This window comes from Paracoccus laeviglucosivorans (assembly GCF_900182695.1).
Lineage (GTDB): Bacteria > Pseudomonadota > Alphaproteobacteria > Rhodobacterales > Rhodobacteraceae > Paracoccus > Paracoccus laeviglucosivorans.
In genome coordinates, this window is the sequence record NZ_FXTK01000015.1 from 26900 (window position 1) to 45278 (window position 18379).

18 protein-coding genes are annotated in these 18379 nt (G+C 62.4%); 5 read left to right on the forward strand and 13 right to left on the reverse strand.

Going from position 1 to position 18379, the window contains the following annotated elements; genetic code table 11:
• Window positions 1-10: 10 nt before the first annotated feature.
• The 7 genes from FN835_RS14715 to FN835_RS14745 form a co-directional block, all read right to left on the reverse strand.
• A complete protein-coding gene (locus FN835_RS14715; RefSeq protein ID WP_185958699.1) occupies window positions 11-1186 on the reverse strand; it encodes a glycosyltransferase family 4 protein in 1176 nt (391 codons plus the stop codon).
• Window positions 1187-1383: 197 nt separating this feature from the next.
• Window positions 1384-1752 (reverse strand): hypothetical protein, encoded by a 369-nt coding sequence (locus tag FN835_RS14720; protein WP_142663992.1) that lies wholly within the window; start codon window positions 1750-1752, stop codon window positions 1384-1386.
• Between the two features lie 22 nt (window positions 1753-1774).
• On the reverse strand, window positions 1775-2833 hold the full coding sequence (locus FN835_RS14725) for a DegT/DnrJ/EryC1/StrS aminotransferase family protein (protein WP_142663993.1): 1059 nt from the start codon (window positions 2831-2833) through the stop codon (window positions 1775-1777).
• A gap of 498 nt (window positions 2834-3331) precedes the next feature.
• The gene (locus FN835_RS14730; RefSeq protein ID WP_425467475.1) at window positions 3332-3970 is read right to left on the reverse strand and encodes a L,D-transpeptidase; all 639 of its coding nucleotides are present in this window, start codon (window positions 3968-3970) and stop codon (window positions 3332-3334) included.
• A 98-nt stretch (window positions 3971-4068) separates the two neighbouring features.
• On the reverse strand, window positions 4069-4596 hold the full coding sequence (locus tag FN835_RS14735) for a L,D-transpeptidase family protein (RefSeq protein WP_142663994.1): 528 nt from the start codon (window positions 4594-4596) through the stop codon (window positions 4069-4071).
• A gap of 139 nt (window positions 4597-4735) precedes the next feature.
• Window positions 4736-5053 carry a hypothetical protein gene (locus FN835_RS14740; protein WP_142663995.1) on the reverse strand — a complete coding sequence of 106 codons (318 nt, stop codon included), beginning with the start codon at window positions 5051-5053 and terminating at the stop codon, window positions 4736-4738.
• A gap of 82 nt (window positions 5054-5135) precedes the next feature.
• On the reverse strand, window positions 5136-5459 hold the full coding sequence (locus FN835_RS14745) for a LysR substrate-binding domain-containing protein (RefSeq protein ID WP_142663996.1): 324 nt from the start codon (window positions 5457-5459) through the stop codon (window positions 5136-5138).
• 156 nt (window positions 5460-5615) lie between these two features.
• Here FN835_RS14745 and FN835_RS14750 point away from each other — a divergent pair, with 156 nt between their 5' ends.
• Entirely contained in the window at window positions 5616-6524 is a 909-nt protein-coding gene (locus FN835_RS14750; RefSeq protein ID WP_142663997.1) for a VOC family protein, read from the forward strand.
• A gap of 191 nt (window positions 6525-6715) precedes the next feature.
• Here FN835_RS14750 and FN835_RS21300 read toward each other — a convergent pair whose 3' ends face one another.
• The 6 genes from FN835_RS21300 to FN835_RS14775 all read right to left on the reverse strand — a co-directional run bounded on the left by FN835_RS21300 (window position 6716) and on the right by FN835_RS14775 (window position 13977).
• Window positions 6716-6868 (reverse strand): hypothetical protein, encoded by a 153-nt coding sequence (locus tag FN835_RS21300; RefSeq protein WP_185958700.1) that lies wholly within the window; start codon window positions 6866-6868, stop codon window positions 6716-6718.
• A 110-nt stretch (window positions 6869-6978) separates the two neighbouring features.
• Window positions 6979-8208, reverse strand: a complete 1230-nt coding sequence (locus tag FN835_RS14755; RefSeq protein ID WP_142663998.1) for an LLM class flavin-dependent oxidoreductase — start codon at window positions 8206-8208, stop codon at window positions 6979-6981.
• Between the two features lie 7 nt (window positions 8209-8215).
• Window positions 8216-9475 carry an acyl-CoA dehydrogenase family protein gene (locus tag FN835_RS14760; protein ID WP_142663999.1) on the reverse strand — a complete coding sequence of 420 codons (1260 nt, stop codon included), beginning with the start codon at window positions 9473-9475 and terminating at the stop codon, window positions 8216-8218.
• Window positions 9476-9495: 20 nt separating this feature from the next.
• On the reverse strand, window positions 9496-10854 hold the full coding sequence (locus FN835_RS14765) for an LLM class flavin-dependent oxidoreductase (RefSeq protein ID WP_185958701.1): 1359 nt from the start codon (window positions 10852-10854) through the stop codon (window positions 9496-9498).
• 11 nt (window positions 10855-10865) lie between these two features.
• On the reverse strand, window positions 10866-12224 hold the full coding sequence (locus FN835_RS14770; RefSeq protein ID WP_221930441.1) for an LLM class flavin-dependent oxidoreductase: 1359 nt from the start codon (window positions 12222-12224) through the stop codon (window positions 10866-10868).
• Between the two features lie 160 nt (window positions 12225-12384).
• A complete protein-coding gene (locus tag FN835_RS14775) occupies window positions 12385-13977 on the reverse strand; it encodes an ABC transporter substrate-binding protein (RefSeq protein WP_142664001.1) in 1593 nt (530 codons plus the stop codon).
• Between the two features lie 478 nt (window positions 13978-14455).
• Between FN835_RS14775 and FN835_RS14780 the strand changes: the two genes are divergently transcribed.
• Genes FN835_RS14780 through FN835_RS14795 form a run of 4 tightly spaced genes read left to right on the forward strand, consistent with a single transcriptional unit; the run spans window position 14456 to window position 18360 of the window.
• Entirely contained in the window at window positions 14456-15442 is a 987-nt protein-coding gene (locus FN835_RS14780; RefSeq protein WP_142664002.1) for an ABC transporter permease, read from the forward strand.
• A complete protein-coding gene (locus FN835_RS14785; RefSeq protein WP_142664003.1) occupies window positions 15442-16428 on the forward strand; it encodes an ABC transporter permease in 987 nt (328 codons plus the stop codon). The genes FN835_RS14780 and FN835_RS14785 overlap by 1 nt, the downstream gene beginning before the upstream one ends.
• A complete protein-coding gene (locus FN835_RS14790) occupies window positions 16425-17432 on the forward strand; it encodes an ABC transporter ATP-binding protein (RefSeq protein WP_142664004.1) in 1008 nt (335 codons plus the stop codon). Before FN835_RS14785 ends, FN835_RS14790 begins: the two co-directional genes overlap by 4 nt.
• Window positions 17413-18360: an ABC transporter ATP-binding protein gene (locus FN835_RS14795; RefSeq protein ID WP_142664005.1), complete on the forward strand. Its 948-nt coding sequence runs from the start codon at window positions 17413-17415 to the stop codon at window positions 18358-18360. The genes FN835_RS14790 and FN835_RS14795 overlap by 20 nt, the downstream gene beginning before the upstream one ends.
• The last annotated feature ends 19 nt before the right edge of the window (window positions 18361-18379 follow it).

Consider the following 18379-nt stretch of genomic DNA (forward strand, 5'->3'; position numbering starts at 1 on the left):
ATGGGTATTGTCAGCCACTGACGCCTCCGAAGCCGGTTGCGGAAACAGCCGCCGCCTCGTTCGGCAAAGGCTCGCGCCGGCGCGGCACGCTTGCGACATTCTCGGCCGCCACTTCGTCATAAAGCCCGTCCCAGTAATCCGAGGCCGCGTGGGAATCGAACTTGGCGATGGCGCTTGCCTTAGCGGCGCGGCGCATCCCCCTAAGCCGGTCGCCATCCCCGACCAGCGGTGCCAGACGCTGCAAGGCGGCTTCGGCAATGCGGTCCACTTCGGAGCGGAAATAGGCTTCATAAGCGGGGCTGGCCCGCGAAAGATCCTGCGGACGCAGCCACATCCCCAGCCGATCCACCGGCATGTCGATCAGGATGCCGTTCACGCCGTCGTCGATCACCTCGGGCAGCGCACAGACGCGCGTGCCCAGAACCGGGGTGTGTTCCGCCATCGCCTCGATCGCGGAAAAACCAAAGGAATCCGCGAAGGTGGTCAGCACGCCGAAATGCGACCGGCCCAGCATCTCGCGCATTTGCGCGTAGGGCAGGCCGGGGAAATGCCGGACGTTATCCAGATTCAACAGCGCCTTGTATTCATCGTAAAAGCCGGGACGGGACGGGTCGGTCCAGACCGTTTCGCCCATCACCAGCGGCGAGATGATGTTGACCCGCAGCGGCACACCCGCAGCCAGCGCCTTTTCCGCGATCTTGACCGCGACGCAACCGCCCTTGCGGGCAAAATGCGCGCCGACAAAGGTCAGCACCAGCGTCTTGCCATCATCATCCTGCAGCAGATCGGGCGTGTCGCCGATGACGATATTGGGATAGCGCACCGCCAATTTGGCCTGCAACGCAGGCAGAGCCGGATTGTTGCGATGCTGATCCAGAAAGCGGTTGCGCGCGAAATTCGACATGGCGATCAGCCGACGGCACCGATGGCTGGCAATCGCTGCGTCCATGTAGCGCGTCAGCGCGTTGTCGGCTTCAAAGCCGAAACGCCGCGGCGCGCTGTCTTCGAACGACAGGATGAACTTGTGCGCACCCAGCGGAATGCGGTTTTCGCTGTGCACCAGATCCGTGCGGCGCCCCGGTGCAAGAAGTGTGAACCCCTCAAGTCTGGGCGAGATCATGGTGAAGGGAACGAAACGGCGCCAATCCAGAATATGCTTCGAATGTCGGGCCGTCATGTACTGCATTGGATACCGATCCTTGAGGACGGCGACCCGTAGCAAGTGCATAGACATAACGCTGGACCTCATTAACAAGACCGACCAAGCGGACAGTGACTAATCAACAACTCGCCCAGCCAAAGCAGGACGAACAAAGCAAATAAGCAATAGGCCGAGCGAAAAACACACGGCAGCGGCCCATGCCGGGATTATGTGCACCGCGGTCATCCGCCGCCGCTTTCCCAGCCTGATCCGCAATAGGCGGAATACATGTCTACAGGTGCATTTCTACCTGCGAGAGTCCCGTTATTCAATCGCGTTACAGGGATGATCGCCAGCAGGCGCTTATACTTTTCGGTAGGTTTGCGCCTGTTCGCCTGATCACCGCCACCGCATTGCAATCCGACCGACGCGACAGACCCAATCGTCATTTTATTGGCCGGTCGGAGAATCATATTCTCACACGCGATGCGGGCGGAACGGCGGGCGACATATCCTGTTGAGATATGTCGCCCACCCAAACTTCCGTCACGCCATTCGCCGCGACCGTGATTCAGGCGAAAGCCATGATATGCACCGAATTCGTGTTGCATGGCCTGAACCTTGATCACGCGATTAATGACAGGGATCCGCAACGACGCGAATGATCTTGTCCTGCGCCACCCGATCAAGGTCGGGATATAGCGGCAGACACAATATGCGTTCAGCCGAGCGGCGCGCGATGGGCAATCCGGCGGGCGCCGCCGAAGGCAGCATCTGATACATCGGCATGTCCGAGATCAGCGGATAGAAATATCGCCGGGCATAGATGTTGTGTTCGCGCAGCCGGTGATACAGCGCATCGCGCGGCATCGGATATTCCGGCCCTACAAGAATTGGAAATGCGTAGGAATTGTGGCCTTTCTGGCCCGGCGGACACAGGCAGCGCAGCCCCTGCACCTGCGATAGCCCCGACCAGTAGCGACCCGCGACCTGATCGCGCGCCTCGATGATCTCATCGACCTTGGGCAGCATTGCCAGCCCCATGGCGGCGTGCAGCTCGCTCATTTTCGTATTCAGGCCGGTCGAGCTGACGGTCACCTCATCCTCGATGCCGAAATTCGCCAGCCGATCCAGCCGCAGCTTCATTTCGCGGGTAGGAGAGATGATCGCCCCGCCTTCAAACGAATGGAACACCTTGGTCGCGTGGAAGCTAAGGATGGACAGATCGCCCTCGGCCACCAAGGGCTTGCCCGCCTTGCGCACGCCAAAGGCATGGGCGGCATCATAGATCAGCCGCAGCCCGTGCTTGCGGGCAATTTCGGCCAAGCCCTCGGTATCGCAGGGGGCGCCGTAGCAATGCACCGCCATGATGGCCTGCGTCTTGGGTGTGATCCGCGCCTCGACCGAGGCCGGGTCCAGATTCAGCGTCAGGGGATCTATATCGGCAAAGACCGGCTCGGCCCCTGCCCAGCGGATCGCATGGCTGGTCGCCACGAATGAAAAAGGCGAGGTGATGACCTCGCCCGTGATTCCGAATTCTCTGAGCGCCAGCACCAATCCCAACGATGCGTTGGAGACGATTGTGATATGCTCGACATTCAGATAGCGCGACAGCGCCGCTTCGAAGCGTTGCAGCATGACGCCGCCATTCGTCAGGATGCGGCTTTGCCAGATTTCCTCAAGCAAGGGCATCACTTCCGCAAGCGGCGGAAGGACGGGTCGCGATACGTATACGGGGGCAGTCCCAAGTTCAGCCGATCTCTTGTCCAAAACACACCCATAGCCCCTTCGAAAAGAAGGGATCAAAATCACCAAAAACTGAGATGCTTAACCCGAAGGCCAAGCGCACGGCACTACTCGATATTTATCATCTTCCGGGGTAGATGGGCCAGCCGTTGCTGTCAATAAGCACGTCTGCGCATCCAAACTGCAGCAATTGCCTGTCATTCAACAGAAGTGTCCGTGCCTAAAGGGCTTCTGCATTAGGATTTGCTATCTTTTTCAAGGACCACCAATCGCGCCAATGTAGTCGTGATCTGCAGTGACAAATCTTGTGGTTGAGTAATCTGCCTTGAAATCTGCCGGAAAAGATAGGCGGTCATTCACGAAAATTCGATAAGGAATTTCTATGCGACACATGCATGACAAAAGCCGCCGTCCATCGACGGCGGCCCGTTGTAAAGCGCGCAATCAGAAGACCGCGACCTTGGTGCCGACCTCGGCCATGCCGTAAAGTTCGGTGATGTGTTCGTTGAACAGACCATAGCAGCCGCTGGACGAACGACGCCCGATCTTGCGCGTGTCATGCGTGCCATGGATCAGATAGGCGGGCCAAGCCAGATACAGGCCATACGGTCCCAGCGGGTTGTCGGGCGATCCGCCCTCGACGCGCACTGGCAGGTCGGGGTTGCGACGGCGCATGTCGGCGGTGGGCGTCCATGAGGGCGCTTGCGCCTTGCGGACCACCTCGGTCTTGCCCCGCTTGGTCAATTCCTCGGATACCGGGATCGAACAGGGATAGACGCGATACACCGACTGATCGCCTGACCAGTAGTGCAGGGCCTTGGAATTCACATCGGCAAGGATGACGCCCACGCCCAGATCGGGGAAAAACTCGCTCCAATGCCGCGACCGGAACGACGACAGGTTGCGGCGCTGATCGGCATTGGGATCGACCTGATAGGTGCCCACATCGGGGGCGCGGCCCGCCTCGGCCGCGCCAAAGACCTGCTGGCCGGTGCTGGGGTCGAACTGCTGCCCGTAAGAACGGGTCGCGGCCAAGGTCATGCCCATGCCCGCCGCGCCGTATAGGAAGAACCGCCGGTCCATGATCTTCGGCGGGTGGGGATTCTTGGTCACTGCTCAATCTCCGTGATGCATTTGTGATTGGGGGTCATGGCGATTGGGTCGCCCTGCCCCGGAAAATGTCAGGCGTGGATCATCACCGGCACGCCCATCGAAAGCATGGCGTAGATGTCCTCCATCTCTGCGTCGGTGACGGCGATGCAGCCAGCGGTCCAGTCAGTGCGTTGCTGGACCAGCTTGCGACCTTCGGGTCCAAGGCCGTGAAACATGATGTCGCCGCCTGCCGACAGCCCGTATTGCGCGGCGAATGCCCGATCATGGGCATTGGGATATGAGATTCCGACCGACAGATGATAGCGGCTGCGCGGGTTGAAGCGATCGACGAAATACATGCCCTCGGGGGTCTTGTTGTCGCCTTCGAACTGCTTGTGGCCCAAGGGCTGCCCGCCCAGCCCGAACCCATAGGATTTCAGGACGCGGTTGCCGCTCAGCAGATACATCTGGCGGCGGCCCTTATAGACCACCACCTGCGTTACTGGTGGCCCGTTATAGGATTTGAAGACCGGACCGCGCGGCTGGGGCGCCCCGCCGCAAGCCGCCACGGTAGCAGGCAGCAGCAGCGCGAAATGTCTGCGAGTGATTGACGTCATCGTATTTCCCGACAGGGCGACCAAATAGCAGGTCCAGCCCGAACCAGACGTGAAGCATCGGATCAGGCGGCGACGCTTGGATCACGCGCACTGAACCACGACATGGGATGCGGGCCCGAAAACCGTCCCGCCGCAGGTATCACGCCCTTGGGGGTCGCTTGCAGCAGGGCGGCGCGGCGCTTTCGGCGCGGTGGCTGTCGGGCATTGCCACGGCCATACGGAACGGCCGGTCCCGCAGAGATGCCGTGGGCAGAACGCCCGGATGCTGATGGTCGTGATCGGCAATATCGGGGGATGCGGGTTCCGCCGCAGGCTCGGGCAAGGCCAGATCGACCAGGCTATCGGCGGCAGCTTCGGCGATCGGGCTTGCGGGCAGCAGATGGCTGACCGGTGCAAGAACCAGCACCAGCCACATCACCAACATCAAAAAAACGGCTGCCGATCTTTGATCCTGCATGCACTGTCCCGATTTCCCGCCGATCTTCTTTGGACCGGACCACCTGAAGGTGCAGCATTTATGCCGGAATCGCGCCCTGCGTTCAACCGGATGGCGCAGAATGCCCGATAACATTGGCATGATGGGACGGGCGCGTCACACCTGCCGGGTCAAATATCGGCATTGATCTGATCGCCTGCTCGACAAAATCGGAAAACAGCGTCAGCCGCGCCGGAATTCGGTCCGGCGGCGGGTAATAAGGCGTCAGCCAAAGTTCCGGCGCGTCCCAGTTCGGCAGCACGATTTTCAGCCGCCCCGCCCGTAAGTCGTCCGAGATGATAATGCGGGGCAGCGGCACGATCCCCTGCCCGTTCCGCGCCAGTCCCTCCGCACCCGCAGCTTGGAACTGCCGCTGGAAAGCTCCCACGTCTCGGTCGCGGCCAGACGGTCATGGGCGATGCGCATGATCCATTCCCGATCTTCACAGGTTTATTGCATATTCCGCAATTGTGAATGAAAAATTATTCCCATTATAGGTCTTAGTTGCTTCTGCCATCCTGATCCCAACAAAAGGAGCGATGCCATGACCCTTCCCATCACCGGATTGCATCACGTTACCTCGCTGGCTTCGGACGCACAGGCCAACAGCGATTTCTTTACCAAGTCGCTGGGCCTGCGCCGGGTCAAAAAGACCGTCAACTTTGACGCGCCGGACGTCTACCACCTGTATTATGGCGACGAAAAAGGCACACCGGGCAGCGTGATGACGTATTTCCCGTTTCCTCATATCGCCAAAGGTCGCCCCGGCGCCGGCGAAGTGGGCGAGACAGTTTTTGCCATCCCCAAAGGCAGCCTTGGCTTCTGGCAGAACCGCCTGGACGCGCAGCCCGACAACACGTTTGGAGAGGCGCGGCTGCGTTTCACCGGACCTGACGGCGATGTCTTTGCGCTGGTCGAAACAGATGAGGCCCGTCAGGGCTGGACGGGTCACGTTGATGCCGACCATGCCCTGCGCGGTTTCCGTGGCGCGACCTTACGGTTGCGCGATAGCGGTGCGACGGCAGAACTGCTGCGTTTCATGGGCTATCAGCCCGAGGCGTCGGACGGCAACCTGACCCGCTGGCGCATCGCGAAAGGCAATGGCGCAGATGTCATCGACGTGGAAACCTTGCCCGGTGCGGATAATGCGCGGCAGGGCGGCGGTTCTGTCCACCATATCGCATTTTCCGTGCCCGACCGTGCGGCGCAGGATCAGGTCCGCAAGGCGCTGCTGGACACCGGCTGGCAGGTCACGCCGCCCATCGACCGGGATTATTTCTGGGCAATCTATTTCCGAACCCCCGGCGGCGTGCTGTTCGAGGTGGCGACAGCCGAACCGGGCTTTGACCGCGACGAAGACACCGCCCATCTGGGCGAGGCGCTGAAGCTGCCCCAGCAGCACGAACGCCTGCGCGCCCGACTGGAGACAAGCCTGCAGCCTATCACGGATTAGGTGCACCACCGCGATGCAAAGCCCGGCGACACATCGCCGGGCTTATGCGGTTAGTGCAAGACCAAGATGATGCGCGCCATATAGCTTGCTCATCTGTTGTCGGTTGCTGATCTTTGTCTGGGTGCTAGGTCAAGCCCTGAGGTCGGCAGCTTGCCCATCGCCAGTCAAGGCCGGGACACGGGCATGGGCGTTCACGCCGTGTTGCCAGTTCCTTGTTCTTCGTCAATGCTGGCAACAATGCGATCGAACGCGGCTTCGACCTCATCATCGCTTAGTTCAGAAACCGGCAGCTTATCGGCACGGGCATCCTGCCCGGTCAGGGCATCGTCACGCGGGTTTTCCACTGGAAACCCTCCATCACACCTGTTCGATGATTCGGACGGGATAAGTTCACCTTACAGGTTGGTGGGCAAAATAGCGAACACCTTGGTTCAGTTTAACTTAGATTAACATTTCAAGCTTTCTCATAAGTTTCTTTAAAGCTGTTGTTTTCTTGTGAATTTTCTTCGTCACGCCGCAATCCGGCCTGCTTCATAAGCGGCAGGATGCGTTCGCCGAAATAGGCAAGGTCCGGCGCAAAGTCATAAAAAGAAAGCTGGAACCCATCCACACCTGCAGCTTTCAGCCGAACCAGATGATCGACAATCTGTTCTGGCGTGCCGATCAGATAGATATTGCCGCCAACTTTGGCATAGGGATCGGATTTCGCCATATGCCCCTTCCATGCCTGCGCATCGCTGTCAAAGCGACCCGCGCCCATGGGTTTTCTTCCGCCATGCTGCGCGACGATGCGGTCCGCATAGGCCCATGCTTCGGCCTCGGTATCTCGGGCAATGATCAGCGGATTCAGCAAGGTCCGTATATCGCGCCCTTGCGCGCGGGCGCGGGCTTTGGCCTTTGCGGTATGTGCGGGCAACGTGTCCAATGCCGAGGCGATGTCGGCCCCGCCCGGAGAGGTCACGAAAACGATGTCCGAATAACGCGCAGCCAGATCCAGCCCGGCATCCGACCCGGTGGCATTCACCAGGATCGGGCGCCCGTAATTCGGCTTGGGTGTCACGAACGCCTCGTTCATCTGCCACCGTTCGCCGATATACGAGAAATTCTCGTCCAGCGCCCACAGCTTGCCCAACACCTCCAGAAACTCGGCGGCCAGTTCATAGCGGCGGTCATGCTCGATCCGGGTCCAGCCGAACATCTCATGTTCCACCGCGCGATGCCCGGTCACGACATTGATGCCCCAGCGTCCGCCGCTGATATGGTCCAGCGTCGCGCCGAATTTAGCCAGATGCAGAGGATGCCAAGGGCCATAAAGCACGTGGATCGTGGAAATCAGCATGATGCGCTGCGTCACAGCCGCAAGCGCCGCCGTGGTGATGAAGCTGTCCAGCGCCTGCCCGTTCAGCACTTCGGTATAGCCGCCCTTGGGCAGCCATTGGCTAAGTGCAAAGACCAGATCGAAGCCCTGCCGCTCTGCCTCGATCACCAGATCGCGGTTATAGTCAAAGCGCCAGTCGGTCGTGCGGGGCAGCGTGGAATCGGTCCAGCCCCCCGCCTGAATCGGCAGGAACAGCCCCAGCAGCGTCGGTTGTCGCAGCGCATGCGACAGCGGGCTGTCGGGGAAATCGGTCGGGCCGGGCAGAAGGGCTGGGCGAAGCGTATCGGGTGTGTGTTGCAGGGTCATGCGGGCCTCAGGCAATGACAAGTTGCGGACGGGCATGTCCGGGAATGGCGCGGCCCTGCTGTTGAAAGGAATCCGGCAGTTCGCCGGTTGCGGCAAATCGCCCGATCAGCCGGTCGTGGAAGATGCGCGGGTTGTGCGACGCCAGCGTGCGGGCATTCCGCCAATGCCGGTCCAGCCCCAGCGACCGCTTGGCCGCAGATGCGCCCAGCGTGTCAAACAACACGGTCGCCGCCTCCAGCACCAGATCGGTGACGACGGTGACGGTCTGGCTGACATGCAGCTCGGCAATGGCGCTTAGTTCATTCAGCTGCACGGCATCCATCAGCCCAAGGCCGCGTTCATGCACGTCCTGCAGCCCGCGCGCCGCCTGCAGCACCGCCGCCCGTGACACATAGGCGACCGAGGCAAGCCGCCCAAGCACCTGTTGGATCTGCGGATCGTCGGCGCTGCGTTCGGCATTCGAACGACCGGGATAGCTGCGGCTGCGGGCAGCGACCAGCTCTGCGGCCTCAGCGGCGATGGTGCGGGCGATCCCGGCCAATGTCGCAATGTGGTAAAGCTGGAAAAAGCCGTGCGCATGGGGAAAACGGTCGGCGCTGGGACGCACCCATTCGCGGCGGATCAGCACGTCTTCCAACAGCGCCGTGCCCGATGCGGTCAGCTGCTGTCCAAAACCGTCCCAGTCGTCCAGAATCGTGACACCCTTGGCGCGTGTCGGCACGATCAGCGTCACGGTATCGCCCTCGGGTGTCAGGGCAAAGGCGTTCATGTAATCGCCGTAAAGCGAGCCGGTGGTGTAAAATTTCCGCCCACTAATGCGATAGTCGCGGCCGTCAGGGCGCAGCACGGTTTCATAGCTGCGGTTCGTGGCGCCGCCGATTTCGGATGCGCCGCTGCCGACAAGCTTGCCTTGGGCGATCTCGGCGGCGACCAGCTGGCTCCATTCATAGCTGGGCCGGGCCAGTGCATCTTCAAGGATACCGGCATTGGCGCGCAAAGCATTGGCAAGGTTCGGGTCTGCCGCACCCAGTTCGATCACCGCGGCAAAGAATTCGACCAGATCAAGGCCCGCTCCGCCTTGCGCCGCGGGCAGGCGAAGGCGGGTCAGGCCCAGACGGGTCGCCTCGGCAATCTCGGGATGCAGCAGGCGGTGGGTCGTCTCACGCTCGACCGCTTCGGCGCGGACCCGTTCAAGAAAGGGACGAAACTTCGTGGCCACGCTTTCATAGCGCGGGCTGACCGGTAGGGCCTGGATGAATTGTGCCATATGCTTTGCTTTCTGAAGTTTCAGGCCAAAGCCCGTTCGGGTTGACGGGCCGTGGCAGAGTATCGGTTCGGGGGGATCGCCAGCCCCAGATGGCCGCGTAGGGTCCGCGCGTCATAGTCCTCGCGCATAAGCCCGCGCCGCCGCAGTTCGGGCACGACCAGCGTGACGAAATCGTCCAGCCCCGTGGGCGATGGCGGCATGACGTTGAAACCGTCGGCGGCGTTTTGGGTAAAATAAGCCTCAAGCTGATCCGCGATGCTTTCCGCCGTGCCGACGATCTGCCAATGCCCCCTTGCGCCAGCGATCTCCAGATACAGGTCGCGAATGGTCAGATTGCGGCTGCGCGCCTTTTGCAGCAGCAGTTGAGGGCGAGAGACATGGCCGCGTTCACCGACTGCGATGTCTGGCACCGGATCATGGTCGGAAAGGCCGGACAGGTCGATCCCGCCCAGATGCAGGGACAGATATTCGCGCCCGACCTCGGGCGTGATCAGGTCTTGCAGGGTGGCGAACTTCTCCTGTGCCTCCGCCTCGGTCTGGCCGACCACGGGAAAGACGCCGGGCATAATGCGGATGCTGTCGGGGTCGCGGCCATAGGAGGTGGCGCGGGCCTTGACGTCAGCATAGAATTCCTGCGCCTGTGCCAGCGAGGGCTGCGCCGTAAAGACCAGCTCGGCCGAGCGCGCCGCCAGATCGCGCCCCGCAGGTGACGATCCGGCCTGCACCAGCACGGGCTGGCCTTGCGGGGAACGCGGCTGCGACAGCGGGCCCTTGACGCGGTAATGTTCGCCCACGTGGTGCAACGCATGGACGCGCGCCTCATTGATATAGCGCCCGGCGGCCCGGTCATCTGGCACGGCGCCGTCTTCGAAACTGTCCCACAGCCCGCGCACCACATCGGCAAACTCGGCGGCCTGACGATAGCGGTTGGCGTGCAGGCGGTAGTCGTCGCCAAGGCCGAAATTCTCACCCTCAAGCGCGGAACCCGAGGTCACGAGGTTCCACCCTGCCCGCCCGCCCGAGATATGGTCCAGCGACGCGATATAGCGCGCCATGTTGTAAGGGCTGTTGAAACTGGTCGAAACCGTCGCCACCAGTCCGATATGCTGCGTGGCGGCAGCCAGCGCCGAGATCAGGGTCAGCGGCTCGAAATAGGTCGCGCGGGTGGTGTGGCTTACATAGTCCAGATTGTCGGACGGCACCGCAATCTGGTCGGCCAGAAAGACCAGATCGAACTTCGCCGCCTCGGCCAGCTGCGCCAGCCGGATATAGTTGCGAATGTTGATCCCGGCATCCGAGGCCGCCTGCGGGTGACGCCACGCCGCGACGTGATGGCCCGAAGGATGCAGGAATGCGCCAAGCGCGATTTTGCGGGTCATGATGCGCCCCCTTATGCGGCGGATTGCGGGAATGCGGGCAGGTCCGGGCGCGGCAGACCCAGATGGTCGCGCAAGGTGGCGCCGGTATATTCATCGCGAAACAGCCCGCGCCTGCGCAGTTCCGGCAGCAGAAATTCCGTGATCGGCCCAAGCGAGCGTGGCAGCGCGGGCGGCATGACATTGAACCCATCCGCCGCACCATTCCTGAAATAATGCTCCAGCTCATCGGCGATGTCGGATGCGGTGCCGACCAGTTGCCAATGGCCGCGCGCGCCCGCGATATGCAGGTAAAGCTGACGGATCGTCAGGTTTTCGCGCCGGGCAAGATCGACCAGCAGCTTTTGCCGCCCGATGGCATTGGCTGTCGGCGGCAGATCGGGCAGCGGGCCATCGGGGTCGTAATCGCGCAGATCCAGCCCGCCGGTGAAAGGCTGCAACATCTTCAGCCCCACCTCATGCGTGACCAGCGCCTGCAATTCGTCGAACGCCGCCCGTGCCTGATCGCGCGTGCGCCCGATGAACGGGGATATGCCGGGCAGGATGCGCAGGCTGTCGGGCGCGCGGCCATAGCGGGCCATGCGGGTTTTCACGTCCTGATAGAATGCAAACGCATCGTCGAAATTCTGATGCGCGGCAAAGATCACCTCGGCCGAGCGTGCCGCGATCTCGCGCCCCGCATCTGACGCACCCGCCTGCACGATCACCGGATGCCCCTGCGCGGATGGCGGCACGCCCAAGGGGCCGCGCACGTCGAAATGCGCGCCGCGATGTTTCAGGGGATGCAGGCGGTCGGGGTTGAACAGCCGCCCGCCCGCCTTGTCGATGGGGAATGCGTCATCGCCCTGCCAGCTGTGCCAAAGACCGCGCACCACAGCTTCGAACTCCTCGGCGCGGGCATAGCGTTCGGCATGGTGCGGATGTTCGGCCAGCGAATAATTCGGCCCGTCTTCGGCGTTCGAGGTGGTGACAAGGTTCCAGCCCGCACGCCCGTTGCTCAGCAGGTCCAGCGAAGCGAAGCGCCGCGCCAGATTGAACGGCTCGTTATAGGTGGTCGAGGCGGTGCCCACCAAGCCAATGCGATCCGTCGCGGCGCTGAGTGCCGATAGCAGCGTCAGCGGCTCCAGCCGCACGGCGCGTTCGTCCCCGCCGATCGCGGAATGGCCGAATTCGCGGATCGAGGCGCTGTCGGCAAAAAAGATCATGTCAAACTTGGCGGCTTCCGCGATCTGCGCGATCTGGCGAAAATGCCGGAACGAGGTCGCGGCACCATGCGGCGCGTCCGGCAGGCGCCATGCCGCGATATGATGACCCGCCCCCATCAGGAACAGGCCCAAGGACATCTGGCTGGCACTGGAAACGATGCGGGTCATCCTGGGCATCCCTTAATAATATATACCAATTCTATGGATGATTTTGGCGACGTCGAGGGATGCGGCTTTGCGTTTTTGACCCAGGAACAGCGCCAAAGCATTCCCCAGAGGCGCCGCCATAGAATGCCGGAAGCACCGGTGGGGGATTGCGGCGATATGGTCAAGCCTTGGCGATCCATGTCCGGGCCGCGTTCCCTCCCAGACCCGCGGCGCCGGGCGCATATTCATGCACGCGCAGGCTGCTGACGACGGGCTGAACGGGGACGGCCAGATTGATGACCGGCAGGTCTTGCGCGATGATCTTCTGGAAGTCCTTGAAAAGCTGCGCCCGCTTTTCCACGTCCGGCTCGATCGCGGCGGCTTCCAGCAGGCGGTCCACCTCGGGGTTCGCGTAATGGCTGGCGTTTGAAAACGGCAGGCCCAGCTTGAAGTTCTTGCTCCAATATACCCGCTGGACGCCGACGGTCGGATCGAAGGTCGTGGACAGCGATTCCACCGACAGATCCCATGCGCGGTCCGTGTAGATCGTCTTGACATAGGTGGCGAAATCGAAGCGCTGGATTTCCGCGGCGATGCCGACGGCGATCAGGGATTGCGCGATGAAATCGGAATAGGTCGGGGCGTTGAACGGGTTCGTAGTCACCCGCAGCTTGAACCGCGTGCCGTCGCCCTGACGCGGAAAGCCCGCCTCATCCAGCAGCTTTTCGGCCAGCGCGGTGTCGAACTTCGCAAACCCGATGTCAGGGTCGTGGAATGCCTTAAAGCTGGGCGGGATCGGCGTCGGCGAGGGGATGGCATAGCCGTGTAGCACGACATTGATCAGCGCCTGCACGTCGATGGCATGGGCAATCGCCTGACGCACCTTCAGGTTTTGCAGCTGGGATGTGTCAAGGTTCAGCACAAGCTGGTTCAGCAGGCCAGCATAGACATAGACGCGATCGTCAACGCGCAGATTCTGCACGGCACGAAAGCGTTCCACATCCGCCAGCGCGACCGGGTTTTCGCCGATATCCACCTCTCCGGTTTCCAGCGCGGCGGCGCGGGCACCCGCATCGCCGATCAGACGAATGATGACCTGATCCAGATGCGGCTGGCCCTTGGCCCAGTAATCCGCGTTGCGTTCCAGCCGGATATGGCTGCCGGGCACCCATTCCTTCAGGACAAAGGGGCCGCTGCCGAGCAACTGCTCGCGCGTTGGGTTCTGCGCGGGGTCCAGCGCCTCATAGATATGTTTCGGCACGATGGGCGATTCCGATGCGGCCAATGCCGACAGAAGCGCTGGCGCAGGCTTGTCCAGCCTGATGCGGACGACATGCGGATCGGCGCTGTCCACACCAGCGACATGCGCGAAAGTGATGCGGCCACGCGGATGCGCGTCTTTCAGACGCAGAATCGAAAAGGCCACATCAGCCGAGGTCAACGGCTGACCGTCATGAAATTTCGCGCCGTGCTCCAGTTGGAACACATATTCCAGCCCATCGGGCGAAACGCTCCATTCCCGCGCCAGACTGGGGCGCGGCGTCAGGTCGTAATCATATGTCAGCAGCCCGTCGAACAGCTTGGAGCCGACGAATTGCGCACCGCCCGCGCTGGTATTGATGGCGACCAGCTGCGACGGCTCGGGGAAATAGGCGATCTTCAACGTGCCGCCGCTGACAGGCTGGGTCGTCGCGGCATAGCCTCCACCGGGAAGTGCGACAAAGGCACCGGCAGCAAGGATGATCTGGTGAAACTGGCGTCGGGTCACGGTCATGGATTTTCTCTGCGGATATAATAGGAGGTGCAGGCGCGTCGCGGACCGGATGCGGTCGGGACACTTGGCGCGGAAATGATCCGCCGTCCTGCAAGGGTCAGATTATCGACGATCTGAAAGATGGTCTTTGTCTTGTTTCCAAGGCCGAAAGCATGGCACTTCCGGCCAAGGGCTTGCAGTTGGATGGGCTTGTCTGTCTGGCCTGTTTACCGGCCTTGCACCCCATTCCAGCGGCGAATCTCCGGCGTGTCTGCGTGTTGATTTTACGCAGGGAATGGTGACCCAAACTTTGCCCGGCCTGCACAAGTCTGACCTATGACGCGGGGGCATTTCAGATCAGAACCTTCGTTCGGCTGGCTTTCTGGCGGATGCCCGGCAACGCCCTGCCCAAAGCCAAATTGATCGTCCATTATTACTGTGTATGTTTTTTGGAAGCCGGATCATCGGCACAGCCGCAGAAACGCATTCGAGGCCACCTATGGCGCACAGCAAATCCGTCCCGCGCCAGATATGGCGCATCGTCATTCACGCCATTCCCACCGTTCTGGGCATCGTGGTGCTGAACTTTCTGCTGCTGAAGTTGGCCCCCGGCGATGCGGCAGACGTCATCGCCGCCGAGGCGGGGTCTGCCACCGAAGAAACCATGGCCGCCCTGCGCCGCAGCATGGGGCTGGACCTGTCGGTGCTGGAGCAGCTGAAAACCTACCTGCTGAACCTGGTGCAGCTGGATCTGGGCCATTCACCGCGCTACGCCATGCCGGTTCTTGACCTGATCATGCAGCGCCTGCCCGGCACGTTGCTGCTGATGGGCACGGCCCTTGGGGTGGCGATCCTGCTGGGCATCGCACTTGGCGCGATCATGTCCAGCTTTGCCGGCCGCATCCCCGACCGCGTGCTGTCCATCCTGTCGCTGCTATTCTATTCCATCCCCGGCTTCTGGATCGGACTGATGCTGATCTTGCTATTTTCGGTCAAGCTGGGCTGGCTGCCTTCGGGCGGGTCGGGGACCATCGGCAGCAGCCTGACGGGTTGGGACGCGCTGATCGACAAGGCGCGCTACATGATCCTGCCTGCGCTGTCATTGGCGCTGTTCTATGTCGCGATCTATGCCCGCCTGACCCGCGCCGCGATGCTGGAGATCCGCAATCAGGATTACGTCCGCACCGCCCGCGCCAAGGGGCTGTCGCCCCTGCGCATCACGCTGTCGCATATCCTGCGCAATGCGCTGATCCCGGTCACCACCATGGCCGGGATGCATTTCGGGAACATGCTGGGCGGCGCCGTGGTGGTCGAGACCGTCTTTAGCTGGCCCGGACTTGGCCGACTGGCTTTTGAGGCGGTGATGGCCCGAGATTTCAACGTATTGCTGGGAATCCTGCTGCTGTCATCGCTGGTCGTGATCGTTGTGAACGGGCTGATCGACCTGCTGCAAGCCCGCCTTGACCCTCGGATAGGAGCGAAGTGATGCCCAGTGACAGCACGCTGCACAAGGCGCTGGCCAAGCCCGCCGTGCGCACGCAAACGGCGCAGCCCACCCCCCGCCCGGAATGGCGCCATATCCACGCCCCCGACGCCCGCAGCGCGACCACCGCGCATCTGCCACGGCGGCAGGGTTTCCGTGAACTGAAACTGTTCCTGCGCAATCCGAATGCGATCTTCGGCATGGTCGTCCTGCTGACCATGGCGCTTTGCGCCCTGACCGCGCCGCTGATCTTTCCGCGCGATCCGCTGGCCATGGTCAGCCGCCCGTTCCTTTGGCCCGGACAAGATCCGGCCTTCCCGCTGGGCACGGATTCCATGGGCCGCGACGTGCTGGCGGGGCTGGTGCATGGCGCGCGGATTTCGCTGTACGTCGGGCTGGCTGCGACCGCGCTGGGGCTGGGCGTCGGCATCATCGTCGGCGCGCTGGCCGGCTACTTCGGCGGACTGACCGACCGCATCCTGTCCCGCCTGATCGAGATTTTCCAGACCCTGCCCAGCTTTGTTCTGGTCGTGGTGCTGGTGGCGATCATCGGGCCAAATGCCACGACCATCACCGTATCCATCGCCATCGTAACATGGCCCACCGTCGCCCGCCTGACGCGGGCCGAGTTCCGCAGCCTGCGCGAAAACGACTTCGTCATCGCCGCCCGCAGCCTTGGCTTCGGCCATGCCCATATCATCTTCCGCGAGATACTGCCCAACGCCCTGCCCCCGATCATCGTCACCAGTTCCGTCATGGTCGCAGGCGCGATCCTGATGGAATCGGCGCTGTCCTTCATGGGCTTGGGCGATCCCAACGTGGTGTCCTGGGGGTCGATGATCGGCGGCGGGCGCGAGATGATCCGCACCGCCTGGTATCTGACCGCCCTGCCCGGCCTTGCCATTGTCGTCACCGTTCTGGCGCTGAACCTGATCGGCGACGGGCTGAACGATGCCCTGAATCCGCGCTTTTCCGAGGATCGCCTATGACCGCCGTCCTGTCCGTCGAAGACCTGTCCGTCCATTTCGGCCCGGCCCGCCCGGTGGATCGCGTCAGCTTTCACGTCAACCCGCGTGAAACCTTGGCCATCGTTGGCGAATCCGGCTCGGGCAAATCCCTGACCGCGCTGTCGATGATGGGTTTGTTGCCGCGCAACGCCAAGGTTTCGGGGCGTGTGCTGATCCAGACGCCGCAGGGTCCGGCAGACATGCTGGGCCTGCCGGAAAAGCGCCGCCGCCTGCTGCGCGGCAAGCAGATCGCGATGGTGTTTCAGGAACCCATGACCTCGCTGAACCCGGTCCACAGCATCGGCCATCAGATCGAGGAAGTCCTGATCGCGCATGAAAATCTGGACCGCGCCGCCCGCCGCACCCGCGTGCTGGAGCTGATGAATCTGGTCCGCATCCCCGACGCCGCGCGCCGCATCGACGACTATCCGCATCAATTATCGGGTGGCATGCGCCAGCGCGTGATGATCGCCATGGCCGTCGCCTGCCGCCCGCGCATCCTGATCGCGGATGAGGCGACGACCGCGCTGGACGTGACGATTCAGGCGCAGATCCTGCAGCTTCTGGACAATCTGCGGCGCGAATTGGACGTAGCTGTCGTGCTCATCACCCATGACCTTGGCGTGGTGTCGCAATGGGCCGACCGCGTTGTGGTGATGTATGCGGGCCTGCATGTCGAACAGGCGACGCCCGCCCAGCTTTTCGGCGATCCGCTGCATCCCTATAGCTATGGCTTGCTGCGTGCCTCGCCCCGCAGCGATGCCGGGCTGACCTATCGCGATGCGCCGCTGGCGGAAATTCCCGGCTCGATCGCCTCGGCCCGAGGCGAGGTGGGCTGTCCGTTCCGCCCGCGCTGCCCCGCCGCGCGCGAGGTTTGCGGCACGGTCCAGCCGCCGCCCATCCAGCATCGGGGCGACCGTCTGGTCGCCTGCCATTTCCCCGGCATCCTGACGCAAGAGGAACGCCATGTCGCTGCTTACGCTTGAAAACGTCGCCACCGCCTATGACACCCCGCAAGGCCGCTTCCGCGCGCTAGAGGGCGTCAGCTTTTCCGTCGCAAAAGGCGAAACCGTGGGGCTGGTCGGTGAATCCGGTTGCGGTAAATCCACGCTGGGCAAGACGCTGATGCGGCTCGTTCCCTCGGACGAAGGCAGCATCAGACTGGACGGGGCCGAGATCAGCCAGGCGCAGGGCCGCGCGCTGATGCCGGTGCGGCGCAAGTTGCAGATGATCTTTCAGGATCCCTTCGCCTCGCTGAACCCGCGCCACCGCATCCGCCGCATCCTGACCGGCCCCCTGAAGATCCACGGCGTCGCCAGCCGCGCCGAGCGCAACCGCATCGCCGAGGAGATCGTGCAGCGTGTCGGCCTGCCCGGTGATGCGCTGGACCGCTATCCGCATGAATTCAGCGGAGGCCAGCGCCAGCGTATCGGTATCGCCCGCGCCCTGATCCTGCGCCCGCAGATGATCGTCTGTGATGAGCCGGTCTCGGCGCTGGATCTGTCGATTCAGGCGCAGATCATCAATCTGCTGGCGCAACTAAAGGCCGAATACGGGCTGTCTTACCTGTTCATCAGCCATGATCTGTCGGTGGTGCGCTATTTCACCGACCGCGTGCTGGTGATGTATCTGGGCCGCATCGTTGAAAGCGGCCCGACGCGTGATGTATGGAACAACCCCCGCCACCCCTATACCCGCGCGCTAATCGACGCCTTGCCCGAAGCGGATCGCCCGCGCGAGGCAGCGCCCTTGGCGGGCGATCTGCCGGGCGTCCAGAACCTGCCCGGCGGCTGCCGTTTCCACCCGCGCTGCCCCTATGCGACGGACCTTTGCTGTCGGTCGGAACCCCTGATCGACGCGAAAGGCGGCACCCACGGCTTTGCATGCCACAATCCCCTTCCGCTGAAGGCCTGAACCCGGATGCCCGCTTTCG

Bases quoted from the DNA above. Each gene is read 5' to 3' on its own strand.
- FN835_RS14715 (WP_185958699.1), bottom strand. From the start codon at position 1,186: ATGCAGTACATGACGGCCCGACATTCGAAGCATATTCTGGATTGGCGC.
- FN835_RS14720 (WP_142663992.1), bottom strand. From the start codon at position 1,752: ATGCAACACGAATTCGGTGCATATCATGGCTTTCGCCTGAATCACGGT.
- FN835_RS14725 (WP_142663993.1), bottom strand. From the start codon at position 2,833: ATGCCCTTGCTTGAGGAAATCTGGCAAAGCCGCATCCTGACGAATGGC.
- FN835_RS14730 (WP_425467475.1), bottom strand. From the start codon at position 3,970: ATGGACCGGCGGTTCTTCCTATACGGCGCGGCGGGCATGGGCATGACC.
- FN835_RS14735 (WP_142663994.1), bottom strand. From the start codon at position 4,596: ATGACGTCAATCACTCGCAGACATTTCGCGCTGCTGCTGCCTGCTACC.
- FN835_RS14740 (WP_142663995.1), bottom strand. From the start codon at position 5,053: ATGCAGGATCAAAGATCGGCAGCCGTTTTTTTGATGTTGGTGATGTGG.
- FN835_RS14750 (WP_142663997.1), top strand. From the start codon at position 5,616: ATGACCCTTCCCATCACCGGATTGCATCACGTTACCTCGCTGGCTTCG.
- FN835_RS14755 (WP_142663998.1), bottom strand. From the start codon at position 8,208: ATGACCCTGCAACACACACCCGATACGCTTCGCCCAGCCCTTCTGCCC.
- FN835_RS14760 (WP_142663999.1), bottom strand. From the start codon at position 9,475: ATGGCACAATTCATCCAGGCCCTACCGGTCAGCCCGCGCTATGAAAGC.
- FN835_RS14765 (WP_185958701.1), bottom strand. From the start codon at position 10,854: ATGACCCGCAAAATCGCGCTTGGCGCATTCCTGCATCCTTCGGGCCAT.
- FN835_RS14770 (WP_221930441.1), bottom strand. From the start codon at position 12,224: ATGACCCGCATCGTTTCCAGTGCCAGCCAGATGTCCTTGGGCCTGTTC.
- FN835_RS14775 (WP_142664001.1), bottom strand. From the start codon at position 13,977: ATGACCGTGACCCGACGCCAGTTTCACCAGATCATCCTTGCTGCCGGT.
- FN835_RS14780 (WP_142664002.1), top strand. From the start codon at position 14,456: ATGGCGCACAGCAAATCCGTCCCGCGCCAGATATGGCGCATCGTCATT.
- FN835_RS14785 (WP_142664003.1), top strand. From the start codon at position 15,442: ATGCCCAGTGACAGCACGCTGCACAAGGCGCTGGCCAAGCCCGCCGTG.
- FN835_RS14790 (WP_142664004.1), top strand. From the start codon at position 16,425: ATGACCGCCGTCCTGTCCGTCGAAGACCTGTCCGTCCATTTCGGCCCG.
- FN835_RS14795 (WP_142664005.1), top strand. From the start codon at position 17,413: ATGTCGCTGCTTACGCTTGAAAACGTCGCCACCGCCTATGACACCCCG.